Annotated in this window: 24 protein-coding genes and 1 pseudogene; 10 read left to right on the top strand and 15 right to left on the bottom strand. The window is 63.7% G+C overall.

The window, feature by feature from the left end:
* The first annotated feature begins 145 nt into the window (after positions 1 to 145).
* The gene (locus tag A9971_RS25560) at positions 146 to 520 is read left to right on the top strand and encodes a hypothetical protein (RefSeq protein ID WP_182999859.1); all 375 of its coding nucleotides are present in this window, start codon (positions 146 to 148) and stop codon (positions 518 to 520) included.
* Positions 521 to 674: 154 nt separating this feature from the next.
* On the opposite strand, the gene A9971_RS25555 is transcribed toward A9971_RS25560, so the two are convergent.
* On the bottom strand, positions 675 to 968 hold the full coding sequence (locus A9971_RS25555; RefSeq protein ID WP_182999858.1) for a DUF3077 domain-containing protein: 294 nt from the start codon (positions 966 to 968) through the stop codon (positions 675 to 677).
* A gap of 290 nt (positions 969 to 1,258) precedes the next feature.
* Between A9971_RS25555 and A9971_RS25550 the strand changes: the two genes are divergently transcribed.
* Positions 1,259 to 1,927: a phytanoyl-CoA dioxygenase family protein gene (locus A9971_RS25550; RefSeq protein ID WP_182999857.1), complete on the top strand. Its 669-nt coding sequence runs from the start codon at positions 1,259 to 1,261 to the stop codon at positions 1,925 to 1,927.
* Positions 1,928 to 1,973: 46 nt separating this feature from the next.
* Here the strand turns inward: A9971_RS25550 and A9971_RS25545 are convergent, their stop codons facing one another.
* Positions 1,974 to 2,162: a DUF6360 family protein gene (locus tag A9971_RS25545; RefSeq protein WP_259652273.1), complete on the bottom strand. Its 189-nt coding sequence runs from the start codon at positions 2,160 to 2,162 to the stop codon at positions 1,974 to 1,976.
* Positions 2,163 to 2,164: 2 nt separating this feature from the next.
* Positions 2,165 to 2,428 (bottom strand): hypothetical protein, encoded by a 264-nt coding sequence (locus A9971_RS25540; protein ID WP_182999855.1) that lies wholly within the window; start codon positions 2,426 to 2,428, stop codon positions 2,165 to 2,167.
* A gap of 419 nt (positions 2,429 to 2,847) precedes the next feature.
* Between A9971_RS25540 and A9971_RS32790 the strand changes: the two genes are divergently transcribed.
* Positions 2,848 to 3,513, top strand: coding sequence for a hypothetical protein (locus A9971_RS32790; RefSeq protein ID WP_220802788.1), 666 nt, complete (start codon positions 2,848 to 2,850; stop codon positions 3,511 to 3,513).
* A gap of 41 nt (positions 3,514 to 3,554) precedes the next feature.
* On the opposite strand, the pseudogene tnpB reads toward A9971_RS32790, so the two are convergent.
* Positions 3,555 to 3,809 (bottom strand): annotated as a pseudogene (gene tnpB / locus A9971_RS32965) (IS66 family insertion sequence element accessory protein TnpB); the annotation flags it as partial.
* A gap of 49 nt (positions 3,810 to 3,858) precedes the next feature.
* Positions 3,859 to 4,773, bottom strand: coding sequence for an SGNH/GDSL hydrolase family protein (locus tag A9971_RS25530; RefSeq protein ID WP_182999854.1), 915 nt, complete (start codon positions 4,771 to 4,773; stop codon positions 3,859 to 3,861).
* Between the two features lie 197 nt (positions 4,774 to 4,970).
* Here A9971_RS25530 and A9971_RS25525 point away from each other — a divergent pair, with 197 nt between their 5' ends.
* On the top strand, positions 4,971 to 5,399 hold the full coding sequence (locus A9971_RS25525) for a hypothetical protein (protein ID WP_011060992.1): 429 nt from the start codon (positions 4,971 to 4,973) through the stop codon (positions 5,397 to 5,399).
* Between the two features lie 133 nt (positions 5,400 to 5,532).
* Here the strand turns inward: A9971_RS25525 and A9971_RS25520 are convergent, their stop codons facing one another.
* The 3 genes from A9971_RS25520 to A9971_RS25510 all read right to left on the bottom strand — a co-directional run bounded on the left by A9971_RS25520 (position 5,533) and on the right by A9971_RS25510 (position 7,471).
* Positions 5,533 to 6,009, bottom strand: coding sequence for a hypothetical protein (locus A9971_RS25520; RefSeq protein ID WP_310889333.1), 477 nt, complete (start codon positions 6,007 to 6,009; stop codon positions 5,533 to 5,535).
* Between the two features lie 217 nt (positions 6,010 to 6,226).
* Positions 6,227 to 6,490: a hypothetical protein gene (locus A9971_RS25515; RefSeq protein ID WP_182999853.1), complete on the bottom strand. Its 264-nt coding sequence runs from the start codon at positions 6,488 to 6,490 to the stop codon at positions 6,227 to 6,229.
* A gap of 36 nt (positions 6,491 to 6,526) precedes the next feature.
* Complete coding sequence (locus A9971_RS25510) at positions 6,527 to 7,471, bottom strand: AraC family transcriptional regulator (protein ID WP_182999852.1); 945 nt, start codon at positions 7,469 to 7,471, stop codon at positions 6,527 to 6,529.
* A gap of 178 nt (positions 7,472 to 7,649) precedes the next feature.
* Between A9971_RS25510 and A9971_RS25505 the strand changes: the two genes are divergently transcribed.
* The 3 genes from A9971_RS25505 to A9971_RS25495 all read left to right on the top strand — a co-directional run bounded on the left by A9971_RS25505 (position 7,650) and on the right by A9971_RS25495 (position 9,411).
* On the top strand, positions 7,650 to 8,078 hold the full coding sequence (locus tag A9971_RS25505; RefSeq protein WP_041117846.1) for a hypothetical protein: 429 nt from the start codon (positions 7,650 to 7,652) through the stop codon (positions 8,076 to 8,078).
* Between the two features lie 66 nt (positions 8,079 to 8,144).
* Positions 8,145 to 8,765 (top strand): hypothetical protein, encoded by a 621-nt coding sequence (locus tag A9971_RS25500; RefSeq protein WP_011060988.1) that lies wholly within the window; start codon positions 8,145 to 8,147, stop codon positions 8,763 to 8,765.
* Positions 8,743 to 9,411, top strand: a complete 669-nt coding sequence (locus A9971_RS25495; protein WP_259652272.1) for a hypothetical protein — start codon at positions 8,743 to 8,745, stop codon at positions 9,409 to 9,411. The genes A9971_RS25500 and A9971_RS25495 overlap by 23 nt, the downstream gene beginning before the upstream one ends.
* Positions 9,412 to 9,472: 61 nt before the next feature.
* Here the strand turns inward: A9971_RS25495 and katG are convergent, their stop codons facing one another.
* From katG to A9971_RS25480, 3 genes are all read right to left on the bottom strand, one after another.
* On the bottom strand, positions 9,473 to 11,653 hold the full coding sequence (katG, locus tag A9971_RS25490; RefSeq protein WP_182999850.1) for a catalase/peroxidase HPI: 2,181 nt from the start codon (positions 11,651 to 11,653) through the stop codon (positions 9,473 to 9,475).
* Between the two features lie 213 nt (positions 11,654 to 11,866).
* Positions 11,867 to 12,466 carry an HD domain-containing protein gene (locus A9971_RS25485; protein ID WP_182999849.1) on the bottom strand — a complete coding sequence of 200 codons (600 nt, stop codon included), beginning with the start codon at positions 12,464 to 12,466 and terminating at the stop codon, positions 11,867 to 11,869.
* 118 nt (positions 12,467 to 12,584) lie between these two features.
* Positions 12,585 to 13,142 (bottom strand): helix-turn-helix transcriptional regulator, encoded by a 558-nt coding sequence (locus A9971_RS25480; protein ID WP_053151521.1) that lies wholly within the window; start codon positions 13,140 to 13,142, stop codon positions 12,585 to 12,587.
* A 189-nt stretch (positions 13,143 to 13,331) separates the two neighbouring features.
* Between A9971_RS25480 and A9971_RS25475 the strand changes: the two genes are divergently transcribed.
* Positions 13,332 to 13,673 carry a low molecular weight protein tyrosine phosphatase family protein gene (locus A9971_RS25475; RefSeq protein WP_182999848.1) on the top strand — a complete coding sequence of 114 codons (342 nt, stop codon included), beginning with the start codon at positions 13,332 to 13,334 and terminating at the stop codon, positions 13,671 to 13,673.
* Between the two features lies 1 nt (position 13,674).
* Positions 13,675 to 14,121, top strand: a complete 447-nt coding sequence (locus A9971_RS25470) for a hypothetical protein (RefSeq protein WP_246881499.1) — start codon at positions 13,675 to 13,677, stop codon at positions 14,119 to 14,121.
* Between the two features lie 178 nt (positions 14,122 to 14,299).
* Here A9971_RS25470 and A9971_RS25465 read toward each other — a convergent pair whose 3' ends face one another.
* Entirely contained in the window at positions 14,300 to 15,487 is a 1,188-nt protein-coding gene (locus A9971_RS25465; protein WP_182999847.1) for a PrpF domain-containing protein, read from the bottom strand.
* Positions 15,488 to 15,946: 459 nt separating this feature from the next.
* On the opposite strand from A9971_RS25465, the gene A9971_RS25460 reads away from it, so the two are divergent.
* Positions 15,947 to 16,534 carry an AidA/PixA family protein gene (locus A9971_RS25460; RefSeq protein WP_011060980.1) on the top strand — a complete coding sequence of 196 codons (588 nt, stop codon included), beginning with the start codon at positions 15,947 to 15,949 and terminating at the stop codon, positions 16,532 to 16,534.
* A 45-nt stretch (positions 16,535 to 16,579) separates the two neighbouring features.
* Here the strand turns inward: A9971_RS25460 and A9971_RS25455 are convergent, their stop codons facing one another.
* The 3 genes from A9971_RS25455 to A9971_RS25445 form a co-directional block, all read right to left on the bottom strand.
* Entirely contained in the window at positions 16,580 to 17,200 is a 621-nt protein-coding gene (locus tag A9971_RS25455; RefSeq protein WP_072442132.1) for a LysE family translocator, read from the bottom strand.
* Positions 17,201 to 17,287: 87 nt separating this feature from the next.
* The gene (locus tag A9971_RS25450; protein WP_182999846.1) at positions 17,288 to 17,938 is read right to left on the bottom strand and encodes a DUF2239 family protein; all 651 of its coding nucleotides are present in this window, start codon (positions 17,936 to 17,938) and stop codon (positions 17,288 to 17,290) included.
* A gap of 45 nt (positions 17,939 to 17,983) precedes the next feature.
* Positions 17,984 to 18,214, bottom strand: coding sequence for a DUF3079 domain-containing protein (locus tag A9971_RS25445; protein ID WP_072442137.1), 231 nt, complete (start codon positions 18,212 to 18,214; stop codon positions 17,984 to 17,986).
* Positions 18,215 to 18,231 lie beyond the last annotated feature (17 nt).

Genomic DNA, 18,231 nt, shown 5'->3' with positions numbered 1-18,231 from the left:
ATGTCTACGTCGAATGGCCATATCCTCCACCACCAAATACTTAAAGATGCGAAGATTATGCTTGGGCACCCAATACATCGATGACACGATGTGTCTTTCGCCAACCTCAGTCATATCTATGCCAAAAACATAAGGATCAGTGCGCATGCCAGACCAACAAATCACACAAGAAGTTGCACTAAAAATAGCAAGTGACGCGCAGTTTTGGGCGGCAGTAATTGGATTTTTTGGCGTATTATTTGGTTCTGCCCTGTCAATAATAGGAAATCTTATATTCCATTGGTACCAGAATCGCAGAGCCAACTCCTTGGATAACCTAAGAAAAACCTTATTACGACAAATGCTTGACAACTCCAAGTTCCCCGAAGGGCGCTCACTTGAGACTCTCTCTAGAGTCTCAGGTGCTGAGCCTGAAAAATGTAGGCGTCTATTAATCGAGATTGGGGCTCGAGGCTTCACCCTCGCACGCGGGGGCGAGGGTTGGACATATGTTAAAAATCGCCAATGGTCAGAGCAATAGACTAAGTTTTGTAAACGGGGTTGATCGTCAGTAAAGGGTTTATTTCCCCCTGTCGCGGCCGGTAACTTTAAAGTCGATAGCAACCCCTTCAAATCCTATGCCGCTTATCAGCCACCACCAAGCGGCGTATCTATCTACTCTCTACAATGCGGCACTAACTCAGAATTACTCCCGCACTCTCTATATCCCACAACCCCAAACACACATCATCTATCACCGCCTTCCCCATCTCAGCCAAAAAGTACGCAGCCCACGCATACCGCTCCCCCTGCTCTTCCATAGCCGCATCCAACGCTAACTTCTTGGCGTAGTACAACAACGTCGAAGCCTGCTCCAACGCCTGCTGCAAAGGCACATCCGCATTGACGCGAAACAACGTTAGTTCAGGATCGGCACATTGGCCAAAGGTGACAAAACCTTGGGTTTTGATTGAGTTTGAATGGCTCATCGTGCACCTCCCGCCAGGGTCTGGCAGCAGAGGCTATTGAGCGAAGAAAGCGGAAAGGAACAGCAGCAAACTTCAGACAGATTACCGGCAGACATGATTGAAACTCCCTGATCAACAATGTGCCTGCATCTGATCGGGTTCTCAGGCCCGGTCGCTGATTTTGCAGCGACCGCAGCAGACTAGGCGGTCTTCTCACGCTGGGGCAACCGCTAAACCGTAGCCGGTTATGTCGCTCGGATTAGCGAGCCGTTATGCTCTCCCCCACCCCGGATAAGGACATCTGCCCCCTCATGATCGACCGCGAACAACTCCATCAAAACGGTTACCAGTTGCTGCGTCAGGCGGTGCCCGCCGACTGGCTGGATGAGCTGCGGGCCACGTTCGAGGCGGGGGTGATTGGGCCCGAGCAATGGCCGGTGCCTCGGGGGCCGGACTGGCGGCATGCGCTGGTGGATCTGGATGCACGGGTGCAGGCGGTGTGTCGCTTGCCGGCGGTGTTGGCGGTGGCCGGGGAGTTGATCGGGGAAGGCTTTTTTCTGGCGCAGGTGGAGAGCCGCGAGCCGTTGGCGGGGGGCGGTCATCAGGTGTTGCACCGGGATCTGTCGGATCAGCGCCTCGGTGACCGGGTCACGGCGCTGGTCTATCTCGATGACTATGGGCCGGCCAATGGCGCGACGCGCATCGTGCCCGGCAGTCATCGCCCCGGGGAGCGGTTGGCGCCCTTTGATTTCAGTGATGAATCCCGGGTGGTGCAGTTGGCGGGTAAGGCTGGGGACGTGCTGCTGTTCGATGCCGATCTGGTGCATGGGGCCAGTCTGAACCCCAGCGGTGCACGCCGTCGCAGCTTGCTGATCAGTTACTGCGCCCTGGGGCTGTATGAGTCCCATCTGCAGACGCTGGGCCTGCGTGCTATCCGCATGGACACCAGCGAGCGCTTCGAACCCGCGGATTTTGTCTGAGTGGGCTCGGGCGCCAGGGGTGCGTCAGCCGCAGCGTGGCGCTCATTCAGTCGGCCAGGCGGCGGGCCAAACGTTGCAGTGCCTGGGCCAGTTCCAGGGCCTGTTCTGCCGTCAGTTCCACGGGGTCGTTGTGCGGGCTGATGGCCTTGAGATGAATGGCACTGCCCTGCTCTATCCATAGGCGCACGGCGCCCTCGCTGCTCTCGAAATAATCCGTTGTGCTGTCAACCGACATGTTCATTGACCTTGTGCGTGGGCGGTGGCCAGTTCCAGCAGCCGAGTGAAGTGGGCGATGGCGAAATACAGGTCATCGCGGGTGTCGCCGTCCCAGTCTTCGACGGCTTCCCTGGCGGCCTTGAGTGAGGCGATGCGGGTTTTGATCTCGGCGATTTCCGCCGCGCCGCACTGGGTGGCGATGGCCTCCCAGCGTTCCTGGGGAATGTTTTGCTGGACCGAAAGCCCGGCTTTGGCTTGGGCGATCAGCGTGGTGAGTTGGCTCATGGGGTATTCGTCCTGAAAATGCAGCCTTTGAATCGGGGCGCGATCGCGGGCTGGAATGTGCAGAGGCGCAGCTTGTGCGTCAGGCGCTTTGAGGCGGGTCACTTTATCGGTAAGCGTCTGGGCAACACACCTTCCTGACCCCGACGCCAAAGGCGATGGTGTACACCTCAATTTAAGTGGACACCCTCTCTAGCCTTTTAAGCGGGTCTTTCCATGCAGCCACAACGCCGTTCCTATTCCAAATCCTTCAAATGCGCCCAGCCCGGCGCTTCGATTGCCAGCGTCGCGCAGAAGCACAGTATGCGTCTGGCCGTCCCATCCTGATGGCATTGTCAAGGCATGAACAACCTTCAGAGAGCTGTGGGACACCTCAATTGGCTCTGTAGAATATGGTGCATTGGGTGGGGGGAATTTTTAACATGCTTTTACTTTTAAGTCTTCGTGACGTTATCGAAGCCCTGGCGACCTGTGATAGCAATAACGATGTCTGGAGCCGCTATTCATGGGTCTATGTCAAGGACGGAGCACCGCTGATCGAAGCTCGCTTTTACCTTTCTTCGCCCGAGGAAGAATCGAATAGCGTACCCGGCGAGAACGGTGAGGAAATGCCGGCCTTTGCCGTAGCGCACGGCCTTTCGTATTGCCTTGAAGCTGCCGACTTTGTAGATGTACTGAGCGTACAGAAGCGTCAGCAGCCGCTCTCACAACTTGAGGACTATGCCGCTGCGCTTGAACACTACGTCGAGCGAGACGCCTTTCTAGATCGGGGCGAGTTCTACAGTGGTCGGTGCGTGGATCAACAGCCGTTGCCAGGCATTTCACGCGACTTTTTTCCCGAATACGATCTTCAGCTGGGTACGTGTCCGGCTGATCGCATCCGAGATGCTGCGCGCGTCATCGCTCAATTGCTGCACATAAGTGTGGCTGATGCTCTCGCGCGTTGCAGGAGGCTGCCGGTGATTCTAGGGGAACGCACCGACTCACAGGGGCGCGTGCGGATTGAGACACAATTCATCGCTCTTTCGTTGCCGCTGCAAATAACGACACACTGGCCGCTTGCCTGGCTTCCCGGAGTTGATCCGTAAGAAGTCGATGAACGCGCACCGCCACTGCCCATGCGTTGCCAGGGTAAACCCAACACCACGGCCTGAAGTTGCTCGGTATTCAACTCGAGTTCAGGGCCTTGGCGAATGCCTGGCCAGTGGAACTTGCCTTGGTTCAATCGGCGAGCAGCCAGCCAGATGCCAAACCCATCATGCACCAGCACTTTCATGCGATTGGCGCGGCGGTTAGCAAACAGATAAGCACAGTGCGGTTGCGCCGCACCGAACACGGCAACTACCCGGGCCAGCGCAGTTTCAGTTCCGGCGCGCATGTCCATGGGCTCGATAGCCGGGCAGTGCTGAACGGCTATGGGCGGATAGAAAACCTCAACGGCTCGCTTTCAGCGTTTCAAGCATCGCCTCGGCGGCCAGGCTGTGGACTTTGCGGGTCGGGTGCCATTCATCCCAGTAGTAATGGCTATCCGGATCCGCACACACGGGTTTGACGTCCGGGTAGGTGGCTTGGCACGGGGTATCCAGATCCTTCAGGCCCGCCACCTCGGGTGCCGCACGAAGCTTGTTGCTGAAGGCCAGGTGGTCGAAGTAGCCAATGCTCACGTGATGGGCGTTAGCCAGTGTTGCCAGCACGGCGGGCAGTTTTTGTTCGAGTATCTGCTGGTAGTGCGTTGCGTTCTTGACTTGATTGCCCTGCACCACAGCCGGCACATGGCTCAAATCCGTGGTTCCCACCACCATCAGGTGCTTCGCCCCTGCGGCGATCAGCGTCTCGGTGCTCTTCTGTATGTTCGCCACGCTGTTCTGGCCAAGCACGTCGATCGTTTCTGGGTGCGAGAAGTCGGCCCATTCAAAAAAGTCGTTGGCTGAGATGAAAATGAAATACAGCGCATCCGGATCCGCCTTGTGTGTTTTAGCGGCTTTCAGGTGATCGGCAATTTGCCCGAAAACCCCAGTGTCGCGAGAGGGCTGCATCCAGGCGTAGTAGTTGCCGTTGCCGCTTTTGGCGCCGCCAATGGCGTAGTCGGTCAAGGGGATTTTCAAGGCCTGCGCCAAGTGCTCGACGGCGGTGGGGCCATTGCTCCAGCGTCCCTGCCAATACAACGAACCGGGTAGCGCCTGTGCATCTTTGACCTTCTGCGCGGCCATGGTTCGGGTGAAGGTTTCACCCGCACCGTTGTCGGAGTAGCTGTCACCGAAAGCATAGAGATGATCGTAGCCAGGGCCGCCAAAGGCGGTTGATGCCGTCATTGTCATTAAAGCGACCAAGCACGCGCGTCGAATCATCGAAAGTCTCCCAGGTAGTGGTCCTAGACTACCGCTGGCGAGGTTTTGCCTTGCCACGGTTGCGACCTGTACTTAGCCGGGGGCGCAAAGAGTGTGCACGCAGGCTTTTTTTATCCCGCCTGTTGCCTTGGGTGCTTGGCAGCGCCGCACGGGTCGGCTTCAATGAGCGCCCCTTTTTATGTTCAGGAGCTAGAAGGATGCAGCTTTATTACCGTTGGGCGGCCGCATGGGTCATGGCGTGGGTACTGGGAACCGGGCTGGCCCAGGCCGAGGAACGGCCACAGGTGGCGGACAAGATCCTGGCCTACACCGGGCCGCACGGGGTGAAGGTCTGGACCCTGCGCATCGGTGAGCGCAGCGCCAACCAGGCGCTGGTGCAGGTGGAAGACGCCGACCACGACTGGAACATGCGCATTCAGAAAATGAACGTGGAGCAAACCGATCGCGACACCCGTTACTTCACTCAGGTGGACGGGCAGAAGTTCGTGGTGCTGCTGCTTCAGGAAGGCTATGGCGAGTTGCATCTGCCGGGTGAGGCCAAGCCGCTGAAGGTGGGTTATGACAGCAACCTGTCCAGCTATGGCGATGCCCAGGCGTTTCTTAATGAGTACCTCAAGGCCAAGTAAAGCGTCTGGCGGCCGCGACCGCTCTGCAACAACGCCTCCCTAGGGAGGCGTTGTCGTTTTACTCGGTGTGCCCCCCTCTCAACGCAGATCAAACTGGTCCAGGCTCATGACGCTGAGGACCCGCCCCCCTTTCTTATGAACTCTGGATGATCAGGGCCCCGGCCATCAGGTCTTCGTCATCAATGCCTTGCTTCAATAGCAGATAGCCGGCTCCGCCGACCAGAATGCCCTTGTGCCCTGGAGCGGCCCTGTTCAGCCGGGAGTTGTTGATCTGCAGCACATAGTTCAAGCCTGGGCGTGTCTCTTGACCCTGAATCCAGGCGGGTATTCCGGCGATCTTGGCCAGGCCGTTTTCGTCGCTGTCCTGCCGCGGATTCTCAACCACTTCGATTCGCCGCGCCGGGGTGATGGGCTGTCCGTAACCATCCACCTGTCGCGCCGCGGGCCTGTAGGCCAGCACCTTGCCGCCCTCTTGCATGGCCTGCTCTATGTAGGCATCGCTGACGCTTGAGTAAGGCGTAAACAGCGAAACCACCAGCTCTTCATTCAATTGCATGCCGGCAAGGTATCGATTGATAAAGCTGGCCGGCAGGCTGGCAAGGTGCAGCAAGGGGGCGCCCATCGAGTCGGTGGGCCACGGGATGGACTCAGGCAGGTAGGGGTTGCCGCCGAGGTAGGCGGAGCCCTGGTCGGGGCCTTCGGGCAAAAACACTAGTTCGTTAAACAGGGGCTGTTCCTCTCAGGTGTGCCGTTGCCCAGATGGTTGCGTGGGCGCACGGCGCCCTCGCTGCTCTCGACATAATCCGTTGTGCGCTCAGCCAGCAGGTTCATTCACCTTGTGCGTGGGCGGTGGCCAGTTCCAGCAGGCGGGTAAAATTAGCGATGGAGAAGTACAGGTCATCCCGGGTGTCGTCGTCCCAGTCTTCCACCGCTTCGCGGGCGGCCTTGAGTGAGGCGATGCGGGTTTTGATCTCGGCGATTTCCTCGGCGCCGCACTGGGTGGCAATGGCCTCCCAGCGTTCCTGGGGAATGTCTTGCTGGACCGATAGCCCGGCTTTGGCTTGGGCAATCAGTGCTGTCAATTGGCTCATGGGGGTTGTTCCTCAAAGGGCTGGGGTGCGCCTGCGCTAGCCTTCCGCGCCGGGCGGATGGCCAAAGTGGGCCTTGTAGGCGTGGTTGAAATTGGCCGGGTTGGCGTAGCCCAGGCGGTAGGCGATCTGCGCCACCTGCCATTTGCGCTGGCGCAACAGGGTGCGCGCCAGCTCCATGCGTTGGCGCCGCACATACTGCAGCATCGACTGGCCGAATACCTGGGCAAAGGCGCGGCGCAGGGTGGTCTCCCCTACCCCCAGTTGCTGGGCCAACGCCTGGCTGCCGGGCGGGTCCAGCAGGTGGGCATCGAGCTGGCGGCGGGCTTCGTGCGCCAGGTCCAGTTGCCCGCGCACCGTGGGCGCCGCAGGGCGCTGGCCCTGGAGGTGCACCGCCAGTTCCACCAGCACCGCCAGGCTCAGGCTTTCCTGGTGCAGGCGTTGCAGGGCGCCCTGGTACGGCGCTTGGTAGAGCCGCTCCAGCAAGCTGCCCAGCGCCCGGCAGCGTTGAAACTGGCGAAAGCGGATGCCGTCGTCCAGCAGGCCAAACAAGGGTTGCAGCGTCGGGTCTTCCTCGGCCAGTTCCCGCAAATAGCTGCCGGCGATGCGCAGGCCGGCCATGCGGGCGTGGCTGCCGGCGGGCATCTGGTCCAGCGCTTCCATGGTCTCGCTCAGGCCCAGGGCCTGAGGCGCGCCGGGGGTGTAGTGGTGGAGCTGGCCGTCGATCCGGTGCTGCCATTTCCCGGCCAGCACCTGGACGATGCACAGGCTGTCGGGCAACACCTTGTGGATGTGCAGCGGATCGGGGAATTGCAGGTTGCAGTCGAAGTACTGCAAGTGCGGGCGCACGGTACGGGCGCGGTAGTGGCCGACGGCGCTGCCCATCACCCGCCGGGCACTGGGGTCGAACACCCCGGCGCGGGCCAGGCCAACCGGCCGGTCGAAGCAGAATTGTGTATCGAGGTAGGGGTTCCAGCATTCCATCGGCAAAGCGGGTCCATGGGTGGGGTTGCTACGGCGGCCAATGGTAACTCACTCACACTTTGCGCAGCGGTGGTTGTGAGCGTCGGAATTTTTCTTGTGAATGACGGCCAACGCGCTTGGCAGGGCCGCAGGTGCCGACTTCAATGAACGGCTTTTTCAGATGTCAGGAGTGTGAACAATGCAGCTTTATTGCAGATGGGCGGCCGTGTGGGCCATGGCGCTGGCCTTGGGAACCGGCCTGGCCCAAGCCGATGAACGGCCCCCGGTGGCGGATAAACTGGCGGCCTATGTCGGCCAGCAGGGGGTGAAGGTCTGGACCTTGCGCATCGGTGAGCGCAGTGAGCATCAGGCCCTGGTGCAGGTGGCGGACGTGGATCACGACTGGAACCTGCGCATCCAGAAAATGGCCGTGGAAAAGACCGCAAAGGATACCCGCTACGCCACGACCGTCGACGGGCAGAAATTCGTGGTGCTGGTGCTCCAGGAGGGTTGGGGCGAGCTGTACCTGCCGGGTGAAGCCGCGCCAGTGCGGGTGCGCTATGACGAGAACCTGTCGAGCCAGGGCGATGCCCAGGCGTTCCTTACCGACTACCTCAAGGCCCGGTAAGCCCTGGGGGAGCGCCGGCACCCAGGCGCTCGACCGCTTTGTTTTCTGTGAATCAAGGACTTGTTTATGACTTCATCGCTGCAACCCGATGCATCCCGCGACGCTCAGCGCGAACAGGTGATCGCCCAGCTCCAGCAGGTGATCCAGCGTGTGCCCGAGCAGAGCGAATTCACCAACACGCGCCGCTATCAACTGCTGGGGCCGCTGTTCACACTGATTTCGCTGGGCATGCTGGCCTGGGGTATCCAGCAGGGCAAGACCGGCATGTTGCTCTGCGGGCTGTTTCTGTCCGCGTTGTTCGCCCTGGTGACCTGGCAGCATCGCCACGCCGGCCAGCATGCCTTCATGCGTTTGACCCGGCGCCAGCTGTTCGTGGATTCCCTGAGTGCCCCGGTCAACCTGACGGACGTGGTGGATGTCCATGTCAAGGATGAGGGGCTGCTGACCCTGCAGCAGCTAACCCTGCGCCCGGGCAGCCCGCTGCCGACCCACAGGCCCGTGCGCCAGGTGTTCGGCAACCAGGCCATGGCGCTCAAGAGCCCCGAACCTCACATTCGCATTCATTCCGCCGGGTTGATGAGCGGGGGGCGCAAACTGGCCATCGATGACATCGCCGCGCTGTTGGACGCCTACTGCCAGGCGGCCAATGCACAGCAACAGCTGGATGAGTTGCAAGGCCGTGGATAACGCCGAAAAAGAAGCCTTGTTGCTGCAACTGCAGGCCGATGCCGACGGCCCCCGGCACCGCTGCGAGATTCGTGAGCGCGCCCTTGGGCAAGCGGTCATGCTGGCCCTGCTCTCGCTGCTACTGGTGCTGTTGGGCGGCTGGCTGGCCAGCCTGCCTTCGGCCTGGCAGTTGCGCTCTGCCCAGCTGTGGTTCTGGCTGCCCGGGGCGCTGATGCTGGGCGCCGGGCTTGTGGGCCTGGCGGCGGCCGAAGCCCTGCGTCGGCGGCATGGCCAGCAGGTGCTGGCGCTGACCCCCGACACCCTGCAGTTCGCCAATGCGCCCGAACCCACTCCCTGGGTATGTTTCGATGGTTTCGAACTGGAGCAGCGCCACCTGAGCCTGGGGCTGGTGTTCTCGGTGATGGCCGGCAGCCGTGCACCGACCCTGGCGCCGGCCTGCTTCAAATCCCTGGCCGCGCCCCACGCCTGGCCGGTGGCCGCCGGCATGCGCGTGCGCTTGTGGCTGTTCAACCCGATGCTCGATGGCCAGCGCCTGGATTTCCAAGCCCTGACCGACCTGCTCTACGCCTACCTGAATGCGGCCCAGGCCCGCAGCACCCTGGGCCAGCTGTTCCCGGAGGTGCAACGGGTGGGTGCCGGGCAGTAGCCGGGCCATGAAAAACGCCTCCCTAGGGAGGCGTTGTCGTATTACCCGGTTTGCTCCTCTTTTAGCGCAGATCGAACCGATCCAGGTTCATCACCTTGTCCCAGGCCGCGACAAAGTCGCGCACGAACTTCTCACCCGCATCCGCCGCTGCATACACCTCGGCCAGGGCCCGCAGTTGCGAGTTGGAGCCCAGCAGCAGGTCGACCCGAGTACCGCTCCATTTGTACTGGCCCGTGGCGCGGTCGCTGCCTTCGTACAGGTCGCGGGCCTCGGACTGGGGTTTCCATTGGGTGCCCATGTCCAGCAGGTTGACGAAGAAGTCGTTGCTCAGGGTGCCCGGGCGCGCGGTGAATACGCCGTGGGGCGATTGCCCGACGTTGGCCCCCAGCACTCGCAGGCCGCCCAGCAGCACGGTCAGTTGCGGGGCGGTCAGGGTCAGCAGTTGTGCTCTGTCCACCAGCAGGGCTTCGGCGGTGACGCCGGAAACCGGCTTGAGGTAGTTACGGAAGCCGTCGGCCACGGGTTCAAGGACGGCGAAGGATTCGACGTCGGTCTGTTCCTGGCTGGCGTCCATGCGCCCCGGGGCGAAGGGCACGCTGATGCTGTAGCCGGCATTTTTCGCCGCCAGTTCCACCGCCGCGCAACCGCCGAGGACGATCAGGTCCGCCAGGGATACGCGCTTGCCACCCGTCTGCGAGCTGTTGAAGGCGCTCTGTACCCCTTCCAGGGCGCGCAGCACCTGGGCCAGTTGCTGCGGTTGGTTGACCTCCCAGTCCTTCTGCGGGGCCAGGCGAATCCGCGCGCCGTTGGCGCCGCCGCGCTTGTCCGAGCCGCGGAAGGTCGAGGCCGAAGCCCAGGTGGTGGACACCAGTTGCGCCACGGACAGGCCGGAATTGAGGAGCTGGCCCTTGAGCTGCTGGATGTCCTGGGCGTCGATCAGCGGGTGGTTCACGGCCGGAATCGGGTCTTGCCAGATCAGTTCCTCGGCCGGCACTTCCGGGCCCAGGTAGCGGGCGCGCGGGCCCATGTCACGATGGGTGAGTTTGAACCAGGCGCGGGAGAAGGCTTCGGCCAGTTGCTCGGGGTGCTCATGGAAGCGCCGGGAGATGGCCTCGTAGGCCGGGTCGAAGCGCAGCGACAGGTCGGTGGTGAGCATCGACGGCGTGCGGCGTTTGTTCGGGTCGTGGGGGTCGGGCACGCTACCGGCGCCGGCACCGCCCTTGGGTTGCCATTGGTGGGCGCCGGCGGGGCTGGTGGTCAGCTCCCATTCGAAGCCGAACAGATGGTCGAAGAAGTCGTTGCTCCAGCGAGTCGGGGTGGTGGTCCAGATCACTTCCAGGCCGCTGGTGATGGCGTCGCCACCAACGCCTGTGCCGAAGCTGCTTTTCCAGCCCAGGCCCTGTTCTTCCAAACCGGCGGCTTCCGGTTCCGGGCCGACGTGGGTTGCGGGGCCGGCGCCGTGGGTCTTGCCGAAGGTGTGGCCGCCGGCGATCAGGGCCACGGTTTCTTCGTCGTCCATGGCCATGCGGGCGAAGGTTTCGCGGATGTCCCGGGCCGCCGCCAGCGGGTCGGGGTTGCCGTTGGGGCCTTCCGGGTTGACGTAGATCAGGCCCATCTGCACCGCCCCCAGGGGGTTCTCCAGCTCGCGGTCGCCGCTGTAGCGCTGGTCGTCGAGCCAGGTGGTTTCGCTGCCCCAGTAGACGTTGTCTTCCGGCTCCCAGACGTCCTGGCGGCCACCGGCAAAGCCGAAGGTTTTAAAACCCATGGATTCCAGGGCGACGTTGCCGGTGAGGATGATCAGGTCGGCCCAGGAAATCTTGCGCCCGTATTTCTGCTTGATCGGCCAGATCAGCCGCCGCGCCTTGTCCAGGCTGACGTTGTCCGGCCAGCTGTTGAGTGGGGCGAAGCGCTGCTGTCCGCCCCCGGCGCCGCCACGGCCATCGGCGATGCGGTAGGTGCCGGCGCTGTGCCAGGCCATGCGGATGAACAGCGGGCCGTAGTGGCCAAAATCCGCCGGCCACCAGGGTTGGGAGTCGGTCATCAAGGCCAGCAGGTCGCGCTTCACCGCGGCCAGGTCCAGGCTGTTGAATTCGGCGGCGTAGTCGAAGCCCTCGGCCATCGGGTCGGACAGGTGCGAGTGCTGGTGGAGGATCTTCAGGTTCAGTTGGCCGGGCCACCAGTCACGGTTGCTGGTGCCTTCGCCGGCGGTGTGTTTGAACGGACACTTGGATTCGTTGGACATGGGACTCTCCTTCGGTCATCCCTACCCGGCTGCTCGATATGGGCCCGAGGCTGGACGTGCGTATGAAAAGCGTAGTGAACGGCAAGCGAAGGTAAAAATAGACCCGCTTGATGACCCTGGCAGAAAAAAACCATGACGCCTGCAAGGTTTCTGCGCGGGGCGCCCTGCCCCCTGGGAACCTCCCTGGATCTGGTGAGCGGCGCCCGGGCTTGTTTAGCGCAGCCGATGCTGAACCGCGGCCTGAGCCTGGGCGTCCAGGCGGCGCTGGGTATCGACGTCGATCTGCTGGCGCAGGGCCTGGAACAGTGGGCTGGCGTCGGTGTAGCGGCGGCCGTAGCCGAGGTTGAAGCGGTAGTCGAAACCCGCCGGGTTCTGGCCCTGGGTGTGTTGCAGCAGGGTTTCCAGCTTGTCCAGGGCCTTGACCGCGCGCGCCTCGTTGCTGGCGGCGCCTTCGTATTCGTCCCACAGCTCCAGCAGGTGCTCGCGGGCCGGGGCGTCCAGGGCTCGGGCCAGCAGTTGCAGGTCCGCGCGCTCCTGCTGGCTCTTGTCCGGGTGGGCGGCCTGGACCACCGCCGGGATGTCGCCGTGAATGGCCTCCCCCAGGTCGTGGACGATGCACAGCTTCAGCACCCGCAGCAGGTCCAGGTCCCCCAGTTGGTCTTCGAACAGCAGCGCCATCAGGCACAGGCGCCAGCTGTGCTCGGCCGTGCTTTCCTGGCGGCCGCTGGAGGTGTGGGCGCTGCGCAGCACGTCCTTGAGTTTTTCCGCTTCACGGAGAAAGTCGAGGCGGCCACTGAGAAGTTCACTGTTCATGGAAAGACCTGCGCGGGTGGGCAAAACACAGCCGGCACTGAAAGGCGGCGAGCGATGGCTAACCAGACTAGCCAAGGGGTGCTGCCGGGGCCACGGATAAAATATCCGTGGCGCCGTTTCAGAGGGTTTCCACCAGCCGCACGGCGTTGCCGTCAGAGAGGTTGAGGCGGGTCCAGCGGCACTGGCTGGGGGCGATGGGCACGATGGCCGAATCGTTGTGGCCGCTGAAGAATTCCAGGGACGGCGGCGCCAGTACTTCGCGCCAGCCCAGGTCATCCAGGGCGGCTTCCTTGCGCACGATTTCCTCGGTGCAGAAGCCCCACAGGGATTGCCCCAGCAGCTCGCTCAAGGGCACGCCGAACTGCCCGGCGCGGGTCGCTGAACAGGCCAGCAGGCGGTGGGTCAGGTCGCACACCAGGTGCACGGCGCGCGGGCTGTCGTTCACCAGCCGCGCCAGGGCCTGATCGGCGGCGGCGCTGAGGTTGGCCGCCAGCAGTTGTTCCAGGCGCACACGCTCGGCCGGCTCCATGGTCTGCCGGCCGTTTTCCCAACGGGAAATGCTCGACTGCGCCACACCGAACAGCTCGGCGGCGTGCTGCTGCTTGACCCGGTGCAACAAGCGCCAGCGCCTGAGGGCCAGGCCCAGATGGGGTGAGGTGAACAGAGCTACGGACATGGCCTGGGCGATGCGAGTAAAGGGGCCGGCAGTTTCGCAGCCTCGGCGCTTGGCGGGCAACTGGCGCCGACCAATGCAATTGGTCCGGCCCGCCACAAGTTGCTGGACAGTGCAGTAAAAGCCCCGAAAAATCAGCGTCTTTGCCCTGCCCTCTACGGGCCGGGCGTCTGTGCCAAGGAGTTCGGCCCAATGCTCAATGTCCTGTTTGTCTGCAGCCAGAACAAGCTGCGCAGCCCCACCGCCGAGCAGCTGTTCGCCGACTGGCCGGGGATCGAAACCGCTTCGGCGGGCCTCAACCACGATGCCGAAGTGCCCCTGGGCCCGGAGCTGGTGCAATGGGCCGAGCTGATTGTGGTGATGGAAGCCCGGCACCGGGAAAAACTGCGCAAGCGCTTCAAGGCGCAGCTGCGCGAGCAGCAGATTGTCTGCCTGAACATTCCCGATGATTACGAGTTCATGGACCCGGAACTGATCCAGTTGCTGCGGCAGAAGGTGCCGCAGTTTCTTCCCGATGGCGGCGAGGCTCGCTGATATGCCCCTGATATTCAGGGCCCCACCTGAGCTGCGGGTGGAGCTGGACATCCTTGGCTACCAGTTCCCCGGCAGCCACGATCACCTGGACGCCAACTGGCTGATGGTGCAGGGCCGCATCGAGCATCCCCAGGGCGACTGGCGTTTCAAGGATGCCTGCCTGAGGACTCATGAGCTCGATCAGTTGGCCCAATGGCTACAGGCCCTGGATCAGCCCGAAGGCCCTCCCCGGCCCTGCTGGTTCACCGAGCCTTGCCTGGCGTTTCACTACCTGGGCGGCCCCGAGCCGCAGATCCAGATCCACTTTTGCCTTGAAGCCGCACCGCCCTGGCTGAACCCGGAGCAACGGCTGGACGGCTGCCAAGTGACGCTGCCCCTGGCCTGCAATGCCGTGCCTCGGCTGCTGGCAGGGGTGGATGCCCTGCGCCGGGATTTCCCCCAGCGCTGAACCTCAGCCGCCCGTCTGTAGCCGCTGCCGCAGGCTGCGATAGGCACCGAAGGGGCCTAGGCGCCAGGGGGATCGCCAGCGAGCCTGCGGCTCGTGCGCAGCCTTCGGCAGCGGCTACAAGAAGCGGGGCACGCGCAGGGTTGGACTCTGTGTGGCCGCGAAGGAGCCTCGGTGGTGGTTAGACGGAGCCGAGGGCGGCGATCAACGCTGGGGAGGCGTTGTACAGCGGTGTACTGCCCTGCAGCAGGATCTGCGCGCTGCGCCGGTAGGCAGCGCCATCGATCAGCAGCTCTCCACCGGCCAGCCGGGCGTTGATCAGGGTCTCCAGCACCCCGGCGGGGTTTTCAATTGCCAGCGGGTACTCGCCCGGCTCCTCGCCTAGCACCGGCGCCCGCGCCAACAAGGCATGGGCCACGGTGCCCTCGGCCAGGCAGGCCGCCGCCAGGCAGCAACCGCCGGACACCGCCAGGGACGGGTGGGCGTTCTGCGGGGTGAAGTAGCGGGTGGCAATATCCCCACCCTCCCGCGCCGGGCTGACGATGCAGATCTTCGGGATGGTTTCGCTGCGCCGCAGCTCGTCGGCGCTCATCAGGCTGCCGTCGCGCTTGCGCAGGCCCATGCGCAACCCGCCCAGCACCATCAGTTCCAGCAGGCGCGCCTTGAATTGCGGGTCGGCGTCCAGCTGGGCCGGGGTTTCCTCGCCGGTCTTGCCCAGGTCCGCCGCACGCAGGATGACCATGGGCACCGCCACGTCGATGCAGGTGGCGGCGATGCCGTCCAGCAGGTCCACCCGTTTGCCGGTGGGGAACAGCGCGCCGGTCTTGGCCCCCACCGGCTTGTCGAGAAACAGGTCGACCCCGGGAAACACCCCGTTGACCCCGGGAATCCGCGTGTCGCTCAGCAGCCGGCCATTGGCGAAGCCCAGGCGCGCATACATCGTGGTCTGGGTGTTGCTGTTGTAGATCTCGATCTGCCCACCGCCCTCCCCGGGCTCCAGCCAGCCGCGCTGCAGGGCATACAGCGGCAACGCCGCGGACATGTTGCCGCAGTTGACGCTCCAGTCGATGGCGCTCTTGCCCGCCGCCAGTTGCGCCAGGGTGCTGACCATGCGCGTCTCGCCGGGGCGGCGCTCGACGATGAACACCTTGTTGCTGGTGGGCCCGCCGCGCCCCAGGCCGGTGATCTGGCTGTTGCCCGGCCACTCGCCATGCAGCGGCACGCCCATCAGGTGGCGCAGCAACTCTTCCACCAGGGCTTCGTCCCGGGGCAGCGCTTCGCGGGCCAGGATCAGCCCGGTGGAGGTGCCGCCACGGGCGTGGCACACGGGGAATTCAGGGATGGCAGCAGGCTTGGGCAGATCAGGCATGGCGGGCGCCTCCAGGGTGGGCGAATGGAGCAGCCCCTTGTCGCACGGGCAACGGGCGGCAGCGCAGCATGATAAACCGTCGCGGCCGATCCCGGGGCCTGCCGCTTGGCGATCCGGGGTCGCCCGATTGCGCATCGTGCCCGGGGCCGATCACGACCTGGGCCTGAGCCATGCCGCCCAGGCGGCGCTATGGGCCGATCAGCACCTGGGCCTTGGCACGGGTGCTACAGGCCTGTAGCCCGAAGCGGCCGGGACGCCCTCGCGGCGCTTTTTTGACCGGCCCATTTGACTAACAGTCTTGAGCTTCTAGATTCCACTGGCGACCTCATGGAAGTGCATTTCGCCCGGTGCCCGACAGCTGTTGCGCCGCGCCCGGATGCTCGGTGGCCGCACGCTGCACAGCCGATGACACCCGGGCCTGGATCGCCAGGCCCATAGCGCGACAACAGGGAGCCGGACATGAACGAAAACATCGTGGATATCCTTGTCACCATTGACGTGGACACCATTCTGGAAAGCAACGGCAAGACCTTCGACGGCGGCAACACGCTGACCTTGAGCCAGCACAGCGCCACCCCCACCCAGCTCTACAACTACTACAGCAACGGCCAGCGCCTGTCCGACCAGGTGGTCTACATGGTGGCCCGCCGCGACAACACCGACGGGCCGGACGGCGGCTCCGAACTGGCGGTCAACCTGCGTCAGGGGGACATTGTCCGCTGGCGCGCCACCAGCCTGTCCAAGGGCATGTACAACGCGGTGCTGCTGTACCAGTACACCCAGACCAACCCGGTACCGAGTGCCGGCAATCCGCCCTATCTGACCGACGTCACACCAATCGTCCTGGACAGCACGCCGCTGCCCATCATCGACAAGGACAACCCGGCCGGGCAGCCCATCGCGCAAAGCGTGCAGAACTACTACTGGCAGGCCAACGCCACCCGGGTCGGCTCGCGCATTACCTACACCTGGGCCTTCATGATCCTGGACAGCAACAACAAGGTGATCGCCTACTGCTCCTGGGACCCGTACTTCTCCATCCACTGATGGCCATGGCCTCTCCCCGTTGCGGGGAGAGGCTTGCTCCAGGCTTCAGGCGCGCCGGGCCAGCAACAGCACCGAGGCCGCCGCCGACAGCAACGCCGCGCAGCAGCGATTGAACAGGCGCTTGCCCGCAGGCTCGCTGAACCAGCGGCGCATGTGCAGGCCCATCAGCGCATAAGCGCTGATGGCGATCCACTCCAGCAGCAGGAACAACAGCCCCAGCACCAGGAACTGCGAACCCACTGGCGCCCCGGGCTCGACGAACTGCGGCAGAAACGCGGTGAAGATCAGGATCGCCTTGGGATTGCCGATGGCCACCAGAAATTCCTGCCGGCTGAGGGCCAGCAGCCCGGACACCCGGCTGCGCTCCGCACTCTGCACCTGGGGGGCCGCGGTCCACAGCTGATAGGCCAGGTACAGCAGGTAGCCCGCGCCGAGAATCTTGATCCCGTAGAACAACAGCTCCGAGGCTTGCAGCACCACCGCCAGGCCGGCGGCGGCCAGGGCGATCATCAGGGCGAACGCTGCCAGGCGGCCGATGCCCGCCAGGCACGAGGTGCGAAAACCGTAGGTGCTGGCATTGCGCACCGACAGCAGGTTGTTCGGCCCGGGGGCCATGTTCAGGGCGAAACAGGCCGGGAGAAATAGCGCCAGGGTGGCGAGGTTCATAGGCACTCCAGAATCGGCAAGGCGTCGTTGTTGACCGGCAGGGAACATAAAACGCCTGGGCCCCGGGACACAAGCCAGCCCCGGCGATTACGCCCCGGCCAGGCGCAAGGCATAGGCACGGATGTCCTGCGGCCAGTCCTCGATGCACTGCTGCAGGCGCGCCAGGTCCGCGACGAACAGCGCCCGGGTGGCTTCTTCATAACCGGGAAGATCGCCGCCCATGGCCAGCATGAACTGGTAGGCCGCCTCTTGCGCGGCCCGCTGGCGCTGCGGTTCGGCGCCATGTCGCCGGGCTTCGTCCACCAGCCGGCGCAGCACCGCCGAGGCGCCACCGGGCTGCTCGGCCAGCCAGTCCCACTGGCGCGGCAACAGGGTCACTTCCCGGGCGATGACCCCCAGCTTGGGTCGCCCCCGCCCCCGGGGCGCAGCCTCTTCGCCCTCGACCGGCGCAGCAGCAGGCTGGCGCGGGCGATAGCGCCCGTTGCCCGGCGCCGGCGTGGCGGCCAGGCGCTGGCGCACTTCGTCCGGGGTGCCCCGCAGGTCGAGGTCGATGACCCGGCCGCTGGCATCGTCGAACACCAGCAACGGCTGCGGCGCCGCCTCTTCGCTGGCACGCTTGACCGCCAGCGCGACCTCCAGCAACGGGCCGGCCGCCAGCACCTGCTGGGCCTGAAACGCAGTGACGGGTTGGGCAAGTGAGTCGGACATGGTTATGGCCTCAAGGAAACGAGGCTGCATATTACCCGGGTATTAATAAGACAATCAATAATACCCGGGTAATATTTAAACGGCGGTCGGCCCTCGTGACTGCCGCTGTGGGGCCGGCTCGCTGTCGGCGGGCATCTCGATGCCCCAGTCGCCGTCCAGGTACCAGTCCTCCCCGAGCATTTCCGCCGGGTGCATGGTGCGATCGGAACCATTGCCGCAGGCCAGGGCATTGGCCGCGCAGTAGCGGTCGCAGCCCCAGCAGATCCGCTCGGGGTGTTTGGGGCGCAGGGGAAAGGGCTTGGCCATGGCGGCTCCCGGAACCT

The sequence above is a fragment of the Pseudomonas sp. UME65 genome (assembly GCF_014170225.1).
GTDB classification, from domain to species: Bacteria; Pseudomonadota; Gammaproteobacteria; order Pseudomonadales; family Pseudomonadaceae; genus Aquipseudomonas; species Aquipseudomonas protegens.
This window is presented reverse-complemented; position numbering and strand designations above follow the sequence as displayed.